The 17,462-nt window shown below is 44.5% G+C and carries 12 protein-coding genes and 1 pseudogene; 5 read left to right on the forward strand and 8 right to left on the reverse strand.

The genetic code is table 11. The features are described 5' to 3' along the window. Positions 1 to 43: 43 nt before the first annotated feature. The 3 genes from A6D97_RS12295 to A6D97_RS12305 form a co-directional block, all read right to left on the reverse strand. On the reverse strand, positions 44 to 2,137 hold the full coding sequence (locus tag A6D97_RS12295; RefSeq protein WP_065584478.1) for a GNAT family N-acetyltransferase: 2,094 nt from the start codon (positions 2,135 to 2,137) through the stop codon (positions 44 to 46). Between the two features lie 93 nt (positions 2,138 to 2,230). Further along, complete coding sequence (locus A6D97_RS12300) at positions 2,231 to 3,205, reverse strand: ParB/RepB/Spo0J family partition protein (protein WP_017065141.1); 975 nt, start codon at positions 3,203 to 3,205, stop codon at positions 2,231 to 2,233. 5 nt (positions 3,206 to 3,210) lie between these two features. After that, complete coding sequence (locus A6D97_RS12305; RefSeq protein ID WP_017061213.1) at positions 3,211 to 4,428, reverse strand: ParA family protein; 1,218 nt, start codon at positions 4,426 to 4,428, stop codon at positions 3,211 to 3,213. Between the two features lie 1,260 nt (positions 4,429 to 5,688). Between A6D97_RS12305 and A6D97_RS12310 the strand changes: the two genes are divergently transcribed. Next, positions 5,689 to 7,668: a replication initiator protein RctB domain-containing protein gene (locus tag A6D97_RS12310; protein ID WP_017061215.1), complete on the forward strand. Its 1,980-nt coding sequence runs from the start codon at positions 5,689 to 5,691 to the stop codon at positions 7,666 to 7,668. Positions 7,669 to 8,048: 380 nt separating this feature from the next. Here the strand turns inward: A6D97_RS12310 and A6D97_RS12315 are convergent, their stop codons facing one another. Further along, entirely contained in the window at positions 8,049 to 8,567 is a 519-nt protein-coding gene (locus tag A6D97_RS12315) for a transcriptional regulator (protein WP_065584479.1), read from the reverse strand. Then, positions 8,564 to 9,418, reverse strand: a pseudogene (locus A6D97_RS12320) (ATP-binding cassette domain-containing protein); the annotation flags it as partial. The gene A6D97_RS12315 and the pseudogene A6D97_RS12320, both read right to left, overlap by 4 nt. A gap of 218 nt (positions 9,419 to 9,636) precedes the next feature. On the opposite strand from A6D97_RS12320, the gene A6D97_RS12325 reads away from it, so the two are divergent. Continuing rightward, a complete protein-coding gene (locus A6D97_RS12325) occupies positions 9,637 to 9,831 on the forward strand; it encodes a hypothetical protein (protein WP_017061218.1) in 195 nt (64 codons plus the stop codon). 189 nt (positions 9,832 to 10,020) lie between these two features. Further along, positions 10,021 to 10,581 carry an NADAR family protein gene (locus A6D97_RS12330; protein WP_050643559.1) on the forward strand — a complete coding sequence of 187 codons (561 nt, stop codon included), beginning with the start codon at positions 10,021 to 10,023 and terminating at the stop codon, positions 10,579 to 10,581. Positions 10,582 to 10,755: 174 nt separating this feature from the next. Here A6D97_RS12330 and A6D97_RS12335 read toward each other — a convergent pair whose 3' ends face one another. Next, a complete protein-coding gene (locus tag A6D97_RS12335; RefSeq protein WP_065584480.1) occupies positions 10,756 to 11,514 on the reverse strand; it encodes a transporter substrate-binding domain-containing protein in 759 nt (252 codons plus the stop codon). Between the two features lie 88 nt (positions 11,515 to 11,602). On the opposite strand from A6D97_RS12335, the gene A6D97_RS12340 reads away from it, so the two are divergent. After that, the gene (locus tag A6D97_RS12340) at positions 11,603 to 14,035 is read left to right on the forward strand and encodes a hybrid sensor histidine kinase/response regulator (protein WP_065584481.1); all 2,433 of its coding nucleotides are present in this window, start codon (positions 11,603 to 11,605) and stop codon (positions 14,033 to 14,035) included. Between the two features lie 151 nt (positions 14,036 to 14,186). Here A6D97_RS12340 and A6D97_RS12345 read toward each other — a convergent pair whose 3' ends face one another. Further along, positions 14,187 to 14,939, reverse strand: coding sequence for an SDR family NAD(P)-dependent oxidoreductase (locus A6D97_RS12345; RefSeq protein ID WP_017061222.1), 753 nt, complete (start codon positions 14,937 to 14,939; stop codon positions 14,187 to 14,189). Positions 14,940 to 14,951: 12 nt separating this feature from the next. Next, a complete protein-coding gene (locus tag A6D97_RS12350) occupies positions 14,952 to 15,647 on the reverse strand; it encodes a sulfite exporter TauE/SafE family protein (protein WP_017066352.1) in 696 nt (231 codons plus the stop codon). Positions 15,648 to 16,009: 362 nt separating this feature from the next. Here A6D97_RS12350 and A6D97_RS12355 point away from each other — a divergent pair, with 362 nt between their 5' ends. Further along, positions 16,010 to 17,326 (forward strand): aspartate aminotransferase family protein, encoded by a 1,317-nt coding sequence (locus A6D97_RS12355; RefSeq protein ID WP_017065135.1) that lies wholly within the window; start codon positions 16,010 to 16,012, stop codon positions 17,324 to 17,326. Positions 17,327 to 17,462 lie beyond the last annotated feature (136 nt).

Genomic DNA, 17,462 nt, shown 5'->3' on the forward strand with positions numbered 1-17,462 from the left:
AAATCTAATTTGTAGCGGTCAGTCTATTTAAATGATGGCTAGCCTATTTACACTGTAAATTTGCTAACAGAGCATCGACATCTTTACGAAACTGAATCTCTGCTTGTTTACGACCAACCAGATTAAACTGTTCGACACAAGCCTCCCACTCTTTCTGCTGAACAACCTTTGCGATGAGTAAGTCAGAAATACCTACGTTTCGATCGTTACTGAGTAGAATCAAGTTCAGTACGCTGAAGCTGATCGCATCATAACTGTTGCCACCGTTCACGTAATTTCTAACTAACTGAGTTTCAAACTCGCTAACGGTTTGGACACTCTTTGGCAGCAGCGCTCGTACCATATCGGTTTCAAGTGAAACCAAAGAACCTGAAACAAGAAAACAGTAGCTACGCTCGAAATGATTTTGAACTTGGTTTATCCAGCCTTGAGAGTTTGAGTTAAGCGCCTTAACCATCAGAACCGAGTGACAGCCACTTGCCTGATCTCGCTGGTGGGCGATGTGCACAGCTTCAAATTCACTACGCCGCCAAAAAGAAATCAATTCGCTGGTCGCGCCAAAGCTTGTCGCCAGATAATCTGCTTGGCTGGTTTGCTGTGATAACTGAGCCAACATCCAACGGCCAATACCCAAACCTTGATGACGTGCTGAAACAGCAATGCGCATAACTCGAAGGCAACGACTGGTCGCCGCCTGAGTACAGCCAAGTTGGTTTGCCAGTAATACTGGAGCAAGGTGACCTTGAGGCCTGCGTTTTCCAAGTTGAATTTGAGTAATCAACTCGCTGTCCAAACCACCCTCTTCCGTCACTAACATACAACCTAAACATTTATCTTGCTGCCAAGCGGCGTATAAACGGATTGCTGGATTGTTGAGAAATTGCATTAAGTCATTTGGCGAGGTCTGATAGTGCGCATCCACGAGAAGAGAAAAACATTGTTGTAGCTGCTCAGGATTAGCCAAGCATTCTGATTTTGATAACTCGCCCAAGTTTAATTGGTTGATTGCGTCAGCAGAAAAGCCTTCGATTTCATCAACCGCCGATTCAGTGACTGATGCGTCATTACCAAGTAGGAAGCAATCAAACAACCAAGCTTCTAGCGGATCGTTGCTATTCCAACGAATCGGTTGTTCGAGCTTAAAGCCTTTCCACCCCGGACGATGCTCAGAAAGCCAAGACTCAAACTTAATACCGAACCCTCGTCCACTGCCTTCGTAACCGTGTACCGTGGTCGAAAAAACCATACGGTGATAGATGTCGACCATGGATTTAAGCATCGGAATTGGAATTGTAGCCGCTTCGTCAACAAATAGAAGGTCACAATCGGGCTTGGATTTAAGTAATTCATCTGGCGCGACGAATCTCAAACTTCCCCCTTGATGGCGAATGTGAGTAGCGTTGACCACTTCGCAAGATTCCAACCCTTGGCTAGCATGGGAAAATACCGGCTCTACCGCTTTCACTGAAGGTGCAGTAACAATAATATTAAAACCGTGACGCTCAACTAACAGCTGCGCTGCGGCAATACCCAATGTCGAGCTTTTACCACGCCCTCTATCCGCAGTGAGAATCAAAGGACGTTTACGATGTCCAGACACCACTTTTTTGACTAATTCAACAGCCGTGTTTTGCTGTTCAAATTTATCCAATCCGTTTTGGGCGCTTTGCATCTGAGGAAGAGCGTGAGTTGCTTGAACTACATCGCCGGCTTCATTGTGTTGTGAAACAGAAATCAGTTTATCGAAATGACGTTTTAACCAACGTTGGCCAAAGCTTTCACTATCTTCAGAGGCATTAACTTTTGGCGGCAACACCAACAACAACCCACCACCAACTAACGAACCCAACGCGGCACTAAAACCATTCGCATCGAACTGCTCTCTAAAATCACAAACAAGAACTTGGCACTCACGACCAAGCAGTTGTTGGCCTTTTTTTACTGGAGCATGAATCACACCTTCAAATGGCGTACCGCCAACCTGGAAGATGCTCGGAGTGTTTGAATCTTGAAGGAAGGTAAAAACAGCAGAGTTTTGCCAATAAAAATCGCCATCAAAGACCACGCCGTAACGGTGATCGTTATGCTGAGCAATATTAGAAAGTGTATGTAGAAAAGTGTTGGTTGGGTTTGTCATAGTTAGCGTCCAGATTCATCTAAACACAGTTTATCACAGCCAAATAAAAAGCCGCATAAAGCGGCTTTAGAGGAGTAATGAAAAGTCGTCGACTTAGTCGAGCTTCGATTGTACGAAGGCGAGGATTTCTTCCATTGTTGCGTCATCAACTTTCTTAAGGTTCAACGCCAAGTTTGAACCCTTGCGGCTGTATGATGCGCGGCCCTTAATAAGCTCAACTTTTGGAGAAGCTTTCTTCGCTGGCGCTGGCGCCAATTCAAGAATCCAACCTTCCAAAGTTTCTGTCACGTCTTTGGTTAGACGAGTTACGCCTTGAGCTTCGCTACGCTGCCATACAAAACCTTCAGAAGCATCACACTTAGTCAGCAGTGTTTGCTGCTGTTCACTCGTCAATCCACCAAACTGCTTGTGCAGTTTAACAATGGTTGGACGACCAAGGTCGCTCACATTTGGGTAAGCTTGTAGCAATTCAAGTGGTAAAGCGGCTGCTTTCAATGCACCACTCACCAAAGCTTCACTGCACTGGAACATTTTCGCCAGTGCTTTCTGGTCTTCAGCTTCGCCTTTATCTAGCTTCGCTTGCATCTCTTTGCCCTTCTCATAAAGAGAAAGCGGTTTATGAGCGTTAGCTACGTCTGATAGGAATTTAGCGTGTTCGCCGTTAATGTTTTCAGCAACATAGATTAGGAACTCTTTGTCAGCCAAAATACATGACATACGACGACGGCTACCATCAAGAACTTCAATCTTACCGTCTTTGTTCTTACGACCAACTGCTGGGTATTGCTGACCACGTTCTTTCAATGTTGTAAGAACATCAGAAAGCGCATGCTCGTTTAAGAAAGATTGCTCACGAGCATTCTCTTCAAAAACAACCGTTCGAGTTGCCACTTCAGCCGCAGGAATTCGAACCAATTCAAATGAAACCAAATCTTCGCCAGCAACAGAAAGCTCAATCACTTGAGCCTGCTCTTTTGCCGCTGTTTGCGCTTCTTGTGGTGTTGCTACGCGACGTTTGTTTGCTTTACCAAATAGCTTTGCATTTAAGTCAGATGTTTTAATTGCCATTGTTGTTATCCCTGATTAAGTGAAGGCCAGTTGCTATGTAATACGCGCTCTAATTCTAGAGCACTTTTTTGTACTGCGTCTTGAGCAACAGCTAGAGTTTTCTTACCGCCCTCAAAGTCGCTCACCGTTAGATCGAAAACCGTGCTGTAAGTGTCGGCACAGGTTTCAAAAGCACGGCTTCTTGGAATGGTTGCCATCATTACTTGGTCATTCAACAGGTAGTTCATTTCAGTCAGAACTGACACCTGTTTCTTGTTGTCGTCTTCAAACATGGTTGGCATTAGACGAACAAATTCGAGCCCTTTCCAGTCATCCGGGAACATTTCGTAAACCGTTGGTAAGTGCTGGAAGAAGTTAACCGTTGAAGCCCAATCCAAACGCTTAGCTGCACATGGAATCAGAAGTGCGTTCGACGCGTACATTGCATTCCATACTAGAGGGTCAACGTGCGGGCCGGTATCAATCATAATCACATCGAAGTCATCGGCGATTTTGTCGATAAGCTTCTCTTTTAACAGACGAACAATATCAAGTGACTGATCTTGTGAAAGGCTTTGCCACGCTTCAGCGTTAAACATCGCATCTTCTGGGAAAGCAGAAATTGTCTTCAGGTTTGGATACTGAGTTGGCAATAGTACGTTCTTACGAAGAAACTCTAGATCGACATCTTGGCCTTCAGGCACATTGTCCAACATGATATCGACGGCAGAATAGATGCTGTCGTGCTCTGCCCCACTAATTTGTGGATTTAGGAACAGACGCAAAGAGCCCTGTGGGTCCAAGTCAATCAGACAGATACGGTAGCGCTTATCCAAATTCAGAGACAAACAAGCGGCTAAGTGAACTGCTGTCATTGATTTACCCGTACCACCCTTCTGGTTTTGTACGTTGATAATCCATGGCTTATTGTCAGCGTGCTGCTTACGTTCATGGAACTTCGGCACTTCTGCCGCGTCCATCAACATGTGAGCTTCTGTCAATGAAATCGAGTAATGATTAGCGTTGTTCTTTGTGAACTGATGGCCATCAGCTTCAAGTTTAGTGATCGCTTCATCGAGCTTACGACGCGTTAAACCAGAACGAGTCTCCATCATAGCTTTAGACATTGGAGGGAAATGTTCATCACTTCGCTCTTCCAAAATAATCTCAATTCGGTCAGCCTGAACTTGTTGAGTTTGTTCGGCTAGCTGATAGAGCTTATCAATCGTTTGTTCTCTTTTCATTGCCAGTTTCCGTAATGATTAACTAAGTACAAATTGTACAGCGATTAACAACAAACACAACAAAAACATGAACATACATTTATGAGTAAAATCACATAAAATAGACCGCGTTTTTACAATTTGATGAAACATCGCCTTAGACAAACACAAAAATGACTGTTTCTATCATGTATAACCATGCTATTTCTAGTCTACATTTTAAATGTTACAGCATCACTTATTTACAATGTAAATGGAATTTCAACGAAAAACCTTCGGAACGATTGAAATACAACCGTAGATTACGGTTGGTGTGATTTGCATTCGAATTTATAGATTTTCAATCCAATAAAAATTAAAAAACACTCAATGACCAAAAAATTCAAAACAGAAGAGAAGATGGGGTGTCAAAAAACAACAGAGGATTGGAACCTAACCGGAAGAATGATCATGGAGCACATCCAGTGTAAGATAATTGATAACGCCAAATTATGAAGCATGATCAAGGCGTAAACTGAGCAATATTGATCCGAGCAACTGCACATTGAAAATGATCAACCTCCGGAAAAATGATCAAGTAAACATAGTTCCGGAAGCATGTAATTTATGAACTAAGTTACGGACAAATGCTTTTGGAATGGGGATTCAACGCCTATAAGGGCTCAATGATTGAAAATTCAATCGACACAGACCAAGAATACACAAACATGACAATTTCATGATCATGCTTCCTAGTTAAGACCGACCCGCTCTAAATACATCAAAGCAATCCATTTCCAGCGGATACAGACTAAATTTTGCACTCAATAGGGTAGGAACGATAAAAAAGTATGCTCTCTTGATCATTGTTCCGATAGATTGGTCACCACAAGTGTCCACTTAGACAAGTCAAAAGCGACTTAGAAACCGATGTTGAATTCCGATCTGTGGATAAGCTGTATAAGTATAATGATCATGCTTTCGAACCAATAATGATCATGCTTACAATGACTTAATGATCATCGTTCTGATGTTCTGTGATCATGCTTTCTTAAGTTTAATGATCATAGTTTCGGAACCTTTATGATCATGCTTTCCAAGGCGATTTATTTTAATGCTTTAAATTCAGCCACTTATAAGCAAAGTTACGTCCAGATCATTAGATCACTTAATCATTTAAGATCATATTAATCAAAAAGATCAGTTATTTAAAAGCCAATAAATTCTCTTTATTTATGATCATTCTTTCTTTATCATTCAGGAACTATAGTGAAATTACGGTTAGTGTGATACGGATCAAAAATGAAACCAGAAGAGAAATTGTTAATTAAGGCACGAAGCCACAAAGATGGTCATTTATTTGAGGTATCTGAAACAGCCGTTGAATGGATAGAACAATATCAACACTTCAAAGGTGTCACCAAAAGCATAGTTGAGCTTCTTAACCTAATTTCACTTCGTGGGTTTAGCAGTAAAGACGGGTACGTTTCCACCACTGAGATTATTGAATCAACCGATGGTCAAGTCACTCGCGCAGCCTTACAGCAAAGGCTGAGAGCTGCAGTTAATATCGGATTGTTCAAACAAATCCCCGTTCGCTTTGAAGAAGGCCTTGCTGGTAAAACCATGTTGCATCGCTTTGTGAACCCAAACCAATTGATATCGGTGCTGGGTGCCACCAGCTTAGTGACAGAAAGCGTGAAGCAAAATGAAAAGCAAAAGCGCTCTAAAGCCCTAGCTCAAACCAAAGTAAACAAGCGCTTACTGAATGAACATGGGTTGAATACCCCACCAACGATGAAAGATGAAGCGGATCAATTCATTGTTTCGCCAACCAATTGGGCGGGGATTATTGATCAAGCGTTAGCGCCACCTAGAACTCGTAAGAGCTACCAGAAATCCATGGTTTCGATCTCTGGCACTCGAGCTGTGATCGAGACAAGATCTTCTAAAAATATCATGACCGTTGACGATCTGATGACGTTATTCGCGTTATTCACGCTCACCGTTCAATATCATGATCACCACCAAGATGATTACCATCTAGACGCGAAACACACGCCGAACAAAACACCACTCTACATCACTGATATTTTGTCTTTACGTGGCAAGAAAGACAGCGGCCCTGCTCGTGATTCGATCCGCGATAGTATTGATCGTATCGAATTCACGGATTTCCAACTGCACGAGCTTACAGGCCGTTGGCTTAGTGAGAACATGCCAGAAGGCTTTAAGAGTGATCGTTTCCGATTCTTAGCTAGAACCATTACAGCATCGGAAGAAGCGCCTACAGAGGGCTCTGACGGCGAAATTCGCATTAAACCGAACCTATACATCCTGGTTTGGGAACCTTCGTTCTACGAAGAGCTGCTGACGCGTGACTATTTCTTCCTATTTCCGCCAGAAATCCTGAAGCAACATACCTTGGTTTTCCAAGTGTATTCGTACTTTAGAAGCCGCATGGCACGTCGCCATTCAGATAGCATGTTGCTCAGTGAGCTCAACCAGAAATTGGCGCGTAACATCGATTGGCGTCGTTTCTCGATGGATCTGATCCGCGAGCTCAGAAAATTGGGTGAAGTCGGGGATCAAGAAGATACCTTCCTGGTTAATCTATGGGGTTATCACTTGACGATCACCGCGTTGATCGAAAAAGGGAAAACGACCGATTATCAGGTAGATATCAAATGTAATGTGGAAGAAGTATTACGTTACTCAAGAGCGCGTACCACTAACGCAGGTAAGCGTAATATGGCACCAACGCTGCCGAACCCACTTCGTAACGAAATGGTGTCTAAGCAGAAACTGGAAGAGCTGTCTGAGATTATCGATGGTGAGTTTGAACCCATTCAGCGTAAAGCACCGTCGCCAAGAGGCAAATTGGGACGTCGAGTTAAGCAGCGTAAACACTCTGTTGAGATCAACGCTGACGAGATCATGATTACTCTCTCTAAATATACCTCTGCAGAGGCTCTAGAACGCAGCATAACGGCTTTATCTGCTATGACAGGGCACTCACATGCCTCAATCAAAGAAGAGTGCTCAGAGCTCATTGAGAAGCTTGATTGGTTGAGAGTAGGGGAGGACGTTATCCCATACGAAACACTGAGTCGCTTGATTGAGCTATATAACGACCGAGATAGCACCAGCAATCGACATCTGTCCATTGAACGTTTGATCTCTGGTTTAGCGGTGCGTCGTAAAGTGTGTAAACAAGTTCATGAAGGTCATTTAGACGAAAACGTGTTCCTTGCGCTCGATGAAATGGCGATTGGCCACTAGTCATTATCCTATCGCGATAAGCCTGTTTTACCGTCGCTGAATGGATAGTTTTGAACACATTAGGTGCTGATTAAAATCGCACCTAACGCTGACAAAGTGATGACAAAGTAGCGCATCTAGTTGATTATTATTTATCCCGAATAGACAACCTTTGTCCTTTCTTGTGATTAATAGATTGGCTCATATTTTGTTACATCATACTGAATAGATTTTTGCGAGTTCCCAAGGGACTCGCTTTTTTTTGCCTAAAATTCAGTCAATCATTAAAATTCAATAGCTTACAGAGTTAAACGCCGAAGCATGATCAAGGCTCGATCATGCTTTCTACGGATCTAGCTCTGGTGAGATTCTGATTTGATGCTTGATCGAGAAGGGCTTGATCAGTGGAGATGGCGTTGAATAATGCCTTGATCATCGTTTCGGGGATGGGTTGCCATAAAGCGTACATGCGACTCGATCAATTTTTCAGACTCTGCTTTCCAACGTGGTTCTTGCTGTTGGTTCGTAAACTCCAAAGCCAATACACACAAGTGTTGTAGCCGCTGTGTACACCACTCTTGCAATCCTGCTTCTGATTTTGGGTCACATGACACCGCTTGCAGCTTACTGTAGGCAAACATTAGGTATTGGTAGGCTTTATCATGATGGCTTGAGCTGTTGGCCTCCTGCGAAGCCAAGTCCGGATTCGATGAATCCGCGAGGTGGCGATAGAAAGTAAAGATTCTCAGGCATCCGTCTAGCCAACATGCGATGCCTTTGCTCTGCTCATCCGTGATCAATGGCCCCCAGAGCGCATCTGGAGGCGTTAAGATCAAAGGTTCTAACCGGTCCACTTGATCATGCTTTCGGTCTTTGTACCAATCTCCGATCCGCTCTAACCAAGTGTCTAGTTCATTCATGCAACGTTATCCCACTGTTTTACAAAGTGATTATCAGAAACTTGTTTGATTTCATGCTGTATTTCACTGCTCTGCTCTCGAATACGATCAGCGTCTATTGAATAGTTTGGCTCATTTTTGACGAGTTCGCCAAATGGCAGATCGGGATCTGGTACCGCAGAGATCAACAACTTAGTGTACGGGTGTTGTGGATTGGTCAAGATCGACTGGGTTGATCCCCACTCGACGATCTGCCCTTTGTACATCACCGCCGTCTCTTCAGCGATGTAATGTGCCGTGGCAAGGTCGTGGGTTATGTACAAAAAGCCTATGCCTAACTCTTTCTTCATTTTTTGCATCAAGTTCAACACGCCAAGTCGAATCGAAACGTCCAACATCGAGGTGGGTTCGTCAGCAAGAATAACCTCAGCGCCAACGGCCAGTGCTCTCGCTAGGTTAACCCTCTGTCTTTGGCCTCCACTGAGCTCGTGCGGGTATTTGGCGAGCGTTTCGATGGGTAACTCCACCAGCGTTAATAACTCTTTGAGGCGTTCTGTGAGAGCCTGTTTAGTGGCTACCTGTTTATGGATCTTAAGTGGGCGCGTTAAATGGTGCTCAATGGTGTGAGTGGGATTAAGTGAACCAAAGGGGTCTTGAAACACCATTTGCACACGGCTGCGATAATCCAAGATATCTTTACGGCTTTTCAGCGTAGAGATGTCTCTGCCTTTGAACAGTATCTCTCCCTCTGTCGCAGGGTAAACCTTGGTCATCCATCGTGCGCAGGTGCTTTTCCCGCAGCCTGATTCTCCGGCTAAGCCGAAAATCTCGCCTTAGCCTATGTGAAAGCTAACGGATTTGATTGCATTGAAAGAGGGGAAAATGAGAGTTGGATCAAACCACATTTCTTATGGGGAATCTTTTAAATATAATTGCAGAAAATGGCTTTGGCAAAGTTTAAATGAGGCATTTATTAATTAGCTTTGTGAAGCGTCGGAATCATCACACTTCAGTACAGAATTTCTTAACAAGCGAAAAAGCATTTGCTACAGATTACCTGTCCATTACATGGTGCTTTTCGGAGGAAAACATGTCCATTAATTCTATCAACCATGATGAAATGACAAATATTGCAAACAAGTGGGATGCTGAAGAAGAAGTATCTTTCAAACCAGAAAAGAAAATGAAGTCTGCTGAAGCTCGTCGTCGTATCGAGACTCTAAGAGAAATTAGAGAAAGCGGTTTGAGTCTGGAAGAAGCGAGGGAGCTAGGTCTTATTCACTAATAATCCCCATTGCATTTAGAAGGGTGGCACAACGCCACCCTTTGATTGATAATTGTTTTTTCATGTTTCCTATCCAGATTTAATCAACTCCTTGATTCTTTGGCTCACTGTTCTGTTTAGCCTAACCCTTTTGATATTACGCTTTTCAGATGAAAAACACGCACATGGCATACTCTTGAGCTAAGTTGTTTGACAGTCATATTCAACGCCACTAATTTTAAAGTTAAAGCAAAAATATGCGATGTCGTTGGTAAGGAGAAGGCTATGTCTAATTCTGTGGCTCAAGCTAAAGAAGTGCTGTTTTACGAACCCGAAGATCCGAACGGATACCTGTCAAATTTTGCCGCTTGTCCTATCAAGGTAGGTGATCAAGTTTGGGCAACCAGCGAACATTATTATCAAGCGATGAAGTTTGCCTCCGAAGCGCTACGTAATACCATTTTGGAAGCCAGTACACCTGCTGAAGCGTTCTCTTTAAGTCGTGACTACGAAGACCAAGTTCGCGAAGATTGGTATGACATTCGTGTTGAAGTGATGCAGTTTATTGTGACGGAGAAGTTCAGACAGAATCCACAGTTTGCGCTGTTTCTTACCAATACCGGAGATTCGGTGATCAAAGAACATTCGCACAAAGACCACTTCTGGGGCGATGGCGGCGATGGAACCGGCGAGAACCATTTGGGTAAGATTCTGATGGCAGTGCGTCACCAGCTTCGCACTCAGCAACTGCATTTGATTGCTTCGCACTGATTCGTCGATTCAGATAGCGGCATGCTTATCATTACTCCTTAGACGCATTTAGAAGGCCGCCCTGCTATCTAGTATGAAGCAGGGCGGCCTTTTCGGTTTTAGAGAGTCAGGCATCAACGAGAGTTAACGTACGTGACTAAGCTATCCGTTGATAAGTTCTACGTTACGCTGGTGCTATAAGTAACTCTGTACGATGTCGTCAAGCTGTCCATCGTCTTTCATTTGGTCTAGGCGTTGGTTGATGAAGCTTTGCAGCTTAGGATCCATCTCAGGGTCAAACGCCAAATGGATAGGGTAGTTATTGATGACAGAACCAAACTCATGCATCTGGTAATCATCAATACTCAGTTTTTGCTCGTTTAGGTTGTATTTGATTCGTGATTCCATTTCCACAAACACGGTGTCGCCAGGTGCTCGGTTCAGGACACGAAACGCAGCAGTGTAATCTTTTACTCGAATCTCGTTGAGCTTGCCCTGTTGGATATAAGATTCCAAGTTCGGATACTCAAATCCTTTCAGCAATACCACGGCTTTCCCATCGAGATCATCGATTGTATTGAACTCAAATGGCTTTTTACCGCTGCTGAGTAATACGTGTTTTACATTGTAAATCGGGTCTTCAGATAGGTTCGCAGATTGAATATTCCCCCAACTAGGGCTGCCATAGGTAACCCAGTTTGGATTCTCTCTCGCATCGAGCTTATCGATCATTCGATTAAAAGGGTAGGTGTGGTAGTTGATCTCATATTGGCTGTCATCAAACACGGCTTCCACAATATCTGAAACAATTCCTCTGTGAGATGACCCGTCAGTTTCGATTTGAAAAGGTTGCGCTTGGCTCGCAATAATGTAGTAGTGAAGAGGTTCGCTTGCAGAAGCATAACTGCTTGAAAACAAACTGACTATGGATGCAACGATAAGATGTTTTTTCATAACCTTCCCTAGTTATTTGATGAATGACGACTATTATACTAGTTGAGTAATTGTAGTTTGCTAGGATAACAATAATGGTAATTTGTGTATGGTGACAAAAGGAAAACGCTACGTTGGACTCTCCCGACAGTTGATCGGGATGATAATAGCGATCAGTACCTTATTCACAGTTATAGTGACAGGTCTCGGGTTGTATGTAGAGTACCAAAGTCGAGTTTCTTTTATCAGCTCTCAGATCGAGCAGGTCAAGGCTGGCTACCTTTCTGGTTTAACGGCAAGTTTGTGGGTTGAAGATCGAGAGCAATTGTTTGTGCAAGCCGAAGGCATCTCTCGCCTCCCTTCGGTCAGTTACCTTCTTATCGAAAGTCCCGATGAAAAAATTCTAGAGTTAGGTCAAAAGACCGAAGGCCAATCTTATTCTCAGTCTTGGGAAATGGTGCACCAGATGGGCGGCACAGACTTCCCGTTGGCGACGCTCACGGTGCAATCAGACTTGAGCATGATCCTAGATGACTTTGAAGAACGAGTGTTATTGTTGCTCGCCTTCGAAGCCGTTAAAATCTTCTTGTTGTCTCTCGTATGTTTAACCATCGTCTATCGTCTTGTCGTAAAACGTTTGATGACTATGTCTTCCCAAATCAACCAACAACAGGTCGAAGACAACAAACCGCGCTTTATAACGCCAACTCACTCTACTTACAAAGATGAGATATCGACTCTAGAGAGTAGCTATAACCGATCGGTAGAACGTATTCGTCAACAATATCAAGAGCTGGAAAAAGCCAAAGACGTTGCTGAGGTGGCCAACCGCAATAAAAGTGAATTTCTTGCCAATATGAGTCACGAAATCCGTACACCAATGAATGGGATTATCGGGTTGTCGTCTTTGCTCTCTGAAATGGATATGCCGAAAGAGCAAAAAGAGTACATCAACATGCTCAACACCTCTTCGCTTACGTTGCTCGACTTAATCAACGACATTCTCGATTACTCGAAGATCGAAGCGGGGCGACTAGAGCTTCAGCAAGAGCCGATGAAAATGATGGGCATTGCGGCCGACGTTGAATCAACCTTTCGAGTGAAAGCCGAACAGAAAGGGCTTCGATTCCAATTAGCGATCGACCCTAAGATCCCAACCATGGTGATTGGCGACGGTACTCAACTAAGACAAGTCCTAAATAACTTAGTAGGCAACGCGATTAAATTTACCGAGCATGGCCACGTCACGCTCTCGCTTCGTTTGGAAGAGGTGGTTGAGCCTGAGCAAAAACTCAGAGTGAGGTTCGAGGTTGTCGACAGCGGTATCGGTATTGCAGAAGACAAACAGAAATCGGTGTTCGATAAGTTTCAACAAGCCGACGGCAGTACCACACGTATTTATGGAGGCACAGGGCTTGGTCTAACAATATGCGAGAAGATAGTGACATTGATGGGCAGCAAGCTTGAACTCACCAGTGTTGAAGGTAAAGGCAGTACCTTCTATTTTACGGCTGACTTTGACCCGTATTTAGAAGCCGATGAAAGCAATATCGATTTCAATAAGGTTTCGGTTCTGCTTGTGGATGATAGCCAGCTGAACATGTGTATAACGTCTACACAGCTTCAATCCTTTGGCGTTAAGTCTGAGTGCTGTGAAACGGCAAACCAAGCGTTAGAGTTGGTTTCAGAGTCTGTGGCTAAGTCATCACCTTATGATCTCGTTCTGATAGACAAAGTAATGCCGTCCGTTGATGGCTTTCAACTGGCGAGAAGCTTAGTTGAACGCTTTGGTAGCGAGTGTCCCAAGTTAGTGATGATCTCTGCTGACCCTAGAAAGCAAGATGAAGCTCGTGCTAAACAAGTCGGTTTTGTTGCCTACATTGCGCGTCCTTACCAAGATAATCAGCTTAAATGGACCATCAGTGAGGTACTCGCGAGAGCGGCTGATACTTCAGTCTTTACCTATCCGAACAGAGGAGAGGTTGCGTTTAATGACAATGAACCTGTGCCGTTAAGTAAACCTGCAGCGGTTGTTAAAGATGCTCCCATTGTCTCTGTAAACGCCACACCAGCCGATAAACAAGCTCCAATTCAAGCAGAGTCAAAACCTGTCGCAGTTGCCGGAGAATTTAGTGGTACAGTTTTAGTTGTTGAAGACTCGCGAGTAAACCAACAAGTCGCCAAGATGATGCTCAAGAAGCTTGGCTTTGAGGTTGATATTGCCGACAACGGTGAAATTGGTGTCGAGAAATTCAAAGTCAACGAATACGAGATGATTTTTATGGATTGTCAGATGCCGGTTCTCGATGGCTTCGAAGCGACCAAGCAGATCCGAGCGCTCGAAGAAGGGGCTGCAAAGCATATTCCAATCATTGCGCTGACGGCCAACGTCGTGCAGCGAGACAAGCATTTGTGCTTCGATGTAGGCATGGATGAGTTTTTACCTAAACCGGTTAACCAAGGCAAACTGAGAGAGATCGTAGCGAGTTTCTTGTCGAAAGAGACGGAATCAAACAAAGAACATGAGCAGCAAATTGTTTAGTTGAGTATCTCTAATCTTACTTTCATTAAAAGAGTAATGAGGCGAATTAGACATAGTCTTTTATGCCGTTGGTTATATTTGAAGTATCGTGTGAAAGAAATGATAAAGGTGGCCTGAAAAGACCACCTTTTTTGTATGTGTCGGTTTGAACTTAATCTCTATCGATTGCGAACGCAGACCATGCTTGACGTGTCGGCATCACTTCGACTCGGTTAATGTTGATGTGATCTGGCAAGGTTGCGATATAAAACATCTGCTCGGCAATATCCTCTGCTGACAACGGTGTAGTGCCTTGGTAAAGGTTGTCTGAAGCCGTCTGGTTACCTTTAGTTCTTACAAGAGTAAATTCCGTTTCTGCAATACCAGGGGAGAGGTCAGTCACTCGTACCCCTGTGCCTTGTAAGTCACAACGTAGGTTGTAACTGAACTGCTTTACGAACGCTTTGCTGGCACCATACACATGGCTTCCTGGGTAAGGCCACTGTCCGGCGATTGACCCAACATTGATGATTGAGCTTCCTGCGCCTTTTTTAATTAACGTAGGCAACAGCGCATGAGTAACATTAACCAAGCCTGTGACATTGGTATCGATCATAGTGTGCCAGTCTTTCAAGTCCACATCAGGCGCGCCTTCTGGTGCCAAAGCTAACCCAGCATTATTGACCAATGCGGTAATCGATGAAAATTCAGCGGGTAATGAATCAATGGCTTGTTTTACGGCGTCTGCGTCTCGAACGTCGAGTTGAATTACATGCACAGGCACCGTTAATTCTTCCTTTAGGTCGAGTAGCCTTTCGATTCGACGACCAGACAGCACTAACGACCAGTTATCTTCTGCGAAACGTTTTGCTGCCGCTTTGCCGAAACCAGAGGTTGCCCCTGTAATGAACGCTATCTTATCCATAAATACATCCTTCTAATTTGAAATTAACATAAGTAGTGCCATGCCGATCAAAATCGGCGCGGTCGTTGTTTTTGCAGACAAGTTCGGTACTGATAGATACAGTTTTTGCCCCAGTACATTGCCAATCAAAGCTGCCGGTAATAGCCATAAACCTGTGATGAACGATTCTTGGTTAAATGCGCCAATCCATATGAAGCCGATCAGTGAAATCGCTGAACTCAGCAGAAAAAACACAATCGCGGTGGCTCTCTGTTCACTGGTTTTAATGGTCAGGTTCATCAAATACGTCACTAATGGCGGACCTCCTGAAGAAGCGGTGGTCATGCTAAACCCCGAAATGGCTCCCGCCCAAAACGCGTGTCGTTGGTGCAACCAAGTGAGGCGTAAGTCCAAAATAATCAGCGTGCTAGCGACCAAAGACATCATCGCGATAAAGGCCTTCAAGCCTGATTCCGATATCGTGCTAATGAAATACAGCGAGAAAGGCACCGCAACCAACATGCCAATACACAGCGGCGCAATAAGCCGGATATTGATGGTGGTTTTACTTCGCTTGAGCAGAGGAAAGGCACTTAAAAAGTCCAACAAGATAGCGATGGTTACCGCTTGCAATGGTGGAACAATAAAGCTGAGGGAAAGCGCTACGATAATCGCAAACCCAAATCCTGAATAGCCTCGAACTACTCCTGCAAACAGAATCAATGTCATCGCTAATCCTAATTCCACTCTTGCTCACCTCTTTGCTTTTGATATTGCTGCTGCGTTAATTAGCGTTCGATGAGACCTGTCTCGTCTGCCTTTCAATCTATTCACACCTAAGAGTTTTGAATAGAGCCAGATCGACGATTGGATTGGGTCAGGCTGTTTGTTGGATCGGGGATGAGACTTGGGCTGATGTACTGGCCCAATGTTTTGTTGAAACTGACACTATGACCTCCGCCCTGTTTGGGATGAAGATTATTCCATCCGATAGCGCAGCCTTTTCAATGTCGTGTTTTGTGTTTTTCATTCTCGAAGACGAGCCAAGCACGAGCGGCTGTGAATCTAGTGTTGTTAATGGAGACGATGAAATGGAAGTATCAACAGAACAGCTTGTGAACCAAGATATTATCGACCTCGACAAGAGCGTATTTCATTCTTGGTCGATTCAAGAAGCAGCGGAGCCTATCGCCATTGCGGGTGGGCAAGGATGCAAAATGTGGGACTACGAAGGTAAAGAGTACCTTGATTTTAGTAGCCAACTGGTTAACACCAACATTGGTCATCAGCATCCACAAGTGATCAAAGCGATTAAAGATCAAGCGGACTCATTGGTAACCGTTGCCCCTGCGACCGCCAACCTCACTCGCGGTTTGGCGGCCAAGCGCATCTTGTCGAAAGCGCCAAGCTCGTTTAAGAAGGTGTTCTTTACCAATGCAGGCGCAGACGCCAACGAAAACGCGATTCGCATGGCGCGACAATTCACAGGGCGCGACAAGGTGCTATCTGCTTACCGTTCTTACCATGGCAATACAGGTACTGCGATTGCTGCGACGGGGGACTTTCGTCGAATTCCAAACGAGTATAGCCGTGGGCACGTTCACTTCTTCAATCCATTTCTCTATCGAAGCGAGTTCAATGCGGCGACTGAGGCAGAAGAGAGTGAGCGTGCCCTGCAGCATTTAGAGCGAGTGATTGAATGCGAAGGACCAACGGCGATTGCGGCGATTATCCTAGAGACGATTCCGGGAACGGCTGGTTTTCTCATTCCGCCTAAAGATTACCTTATCGGCGTGCGTGAGCTGGCAACCAAACATGGCATTCAGTTGATATTCGATGAAGTCATGGTCGGCTTTGGCCGCACGGGTAAGTGGTTTGCGTTTGAGCACTTTAATGTAGTGCCGGATCTGATTACTTTCGCGAAAGGGGTGAACTCGGGTTATGTGCCGGCTGGTGGCGTGGTGGTCAGCGAACCGATCGTTGAGTACTTTAAGTCAAACTTCTTTATGGGCGGCTTAACGTACTCAGGTCACCCTTTGGCGATGGCTTCTATCGTTGCAACGCTCGATGTGATGGAGCAAGAGGGCATTGTCACACACGCTGATAACGTCGGTAACAGCGTTTTAGGGCCGCTTCTACTGAGCCTTCAAGAGTTGCACCCTATGATTGGTGATGTGCGCGGCAAAGGGATGTTCTGGGCTGTAGAGCTGGTGGAAGATCGTGAAAGTAAAACACCTTTGAGCAATGAAAAAATGGGGCAATTGAAAGCGCAATTGACCAAGCGAGGCCTGTTGACCTTCATTGTGAATAACCGCATTCACGTTGCGCCACCTTTGGTTATTCAGCCAAGCGAGATAAAGAAAGGCGTTAAGATCATTGATGAAGTGTTGTTTGAACTCGCTTCTTAAGTCTCCAATAAGATAGCCAGCACAGCAACCAAGGCACTTTGACAAAGAATTCCCCGTTCTTTTCAACGTGCCAAACCTAACCTTCAGAAACGACAAAAGAGCATCGATTGATGCTCTTTTTACGTTCTTTCACTAA

This window comes from Vibrio sp. ZF57 (genome assembly GCF_001691235.1).
GTDB lineage: Bacteria > Pseudomonadota > Gammaproteobacteria > Enterobacterales > Vibrionaceae > Vibrio > Vibrio crassostreae_C.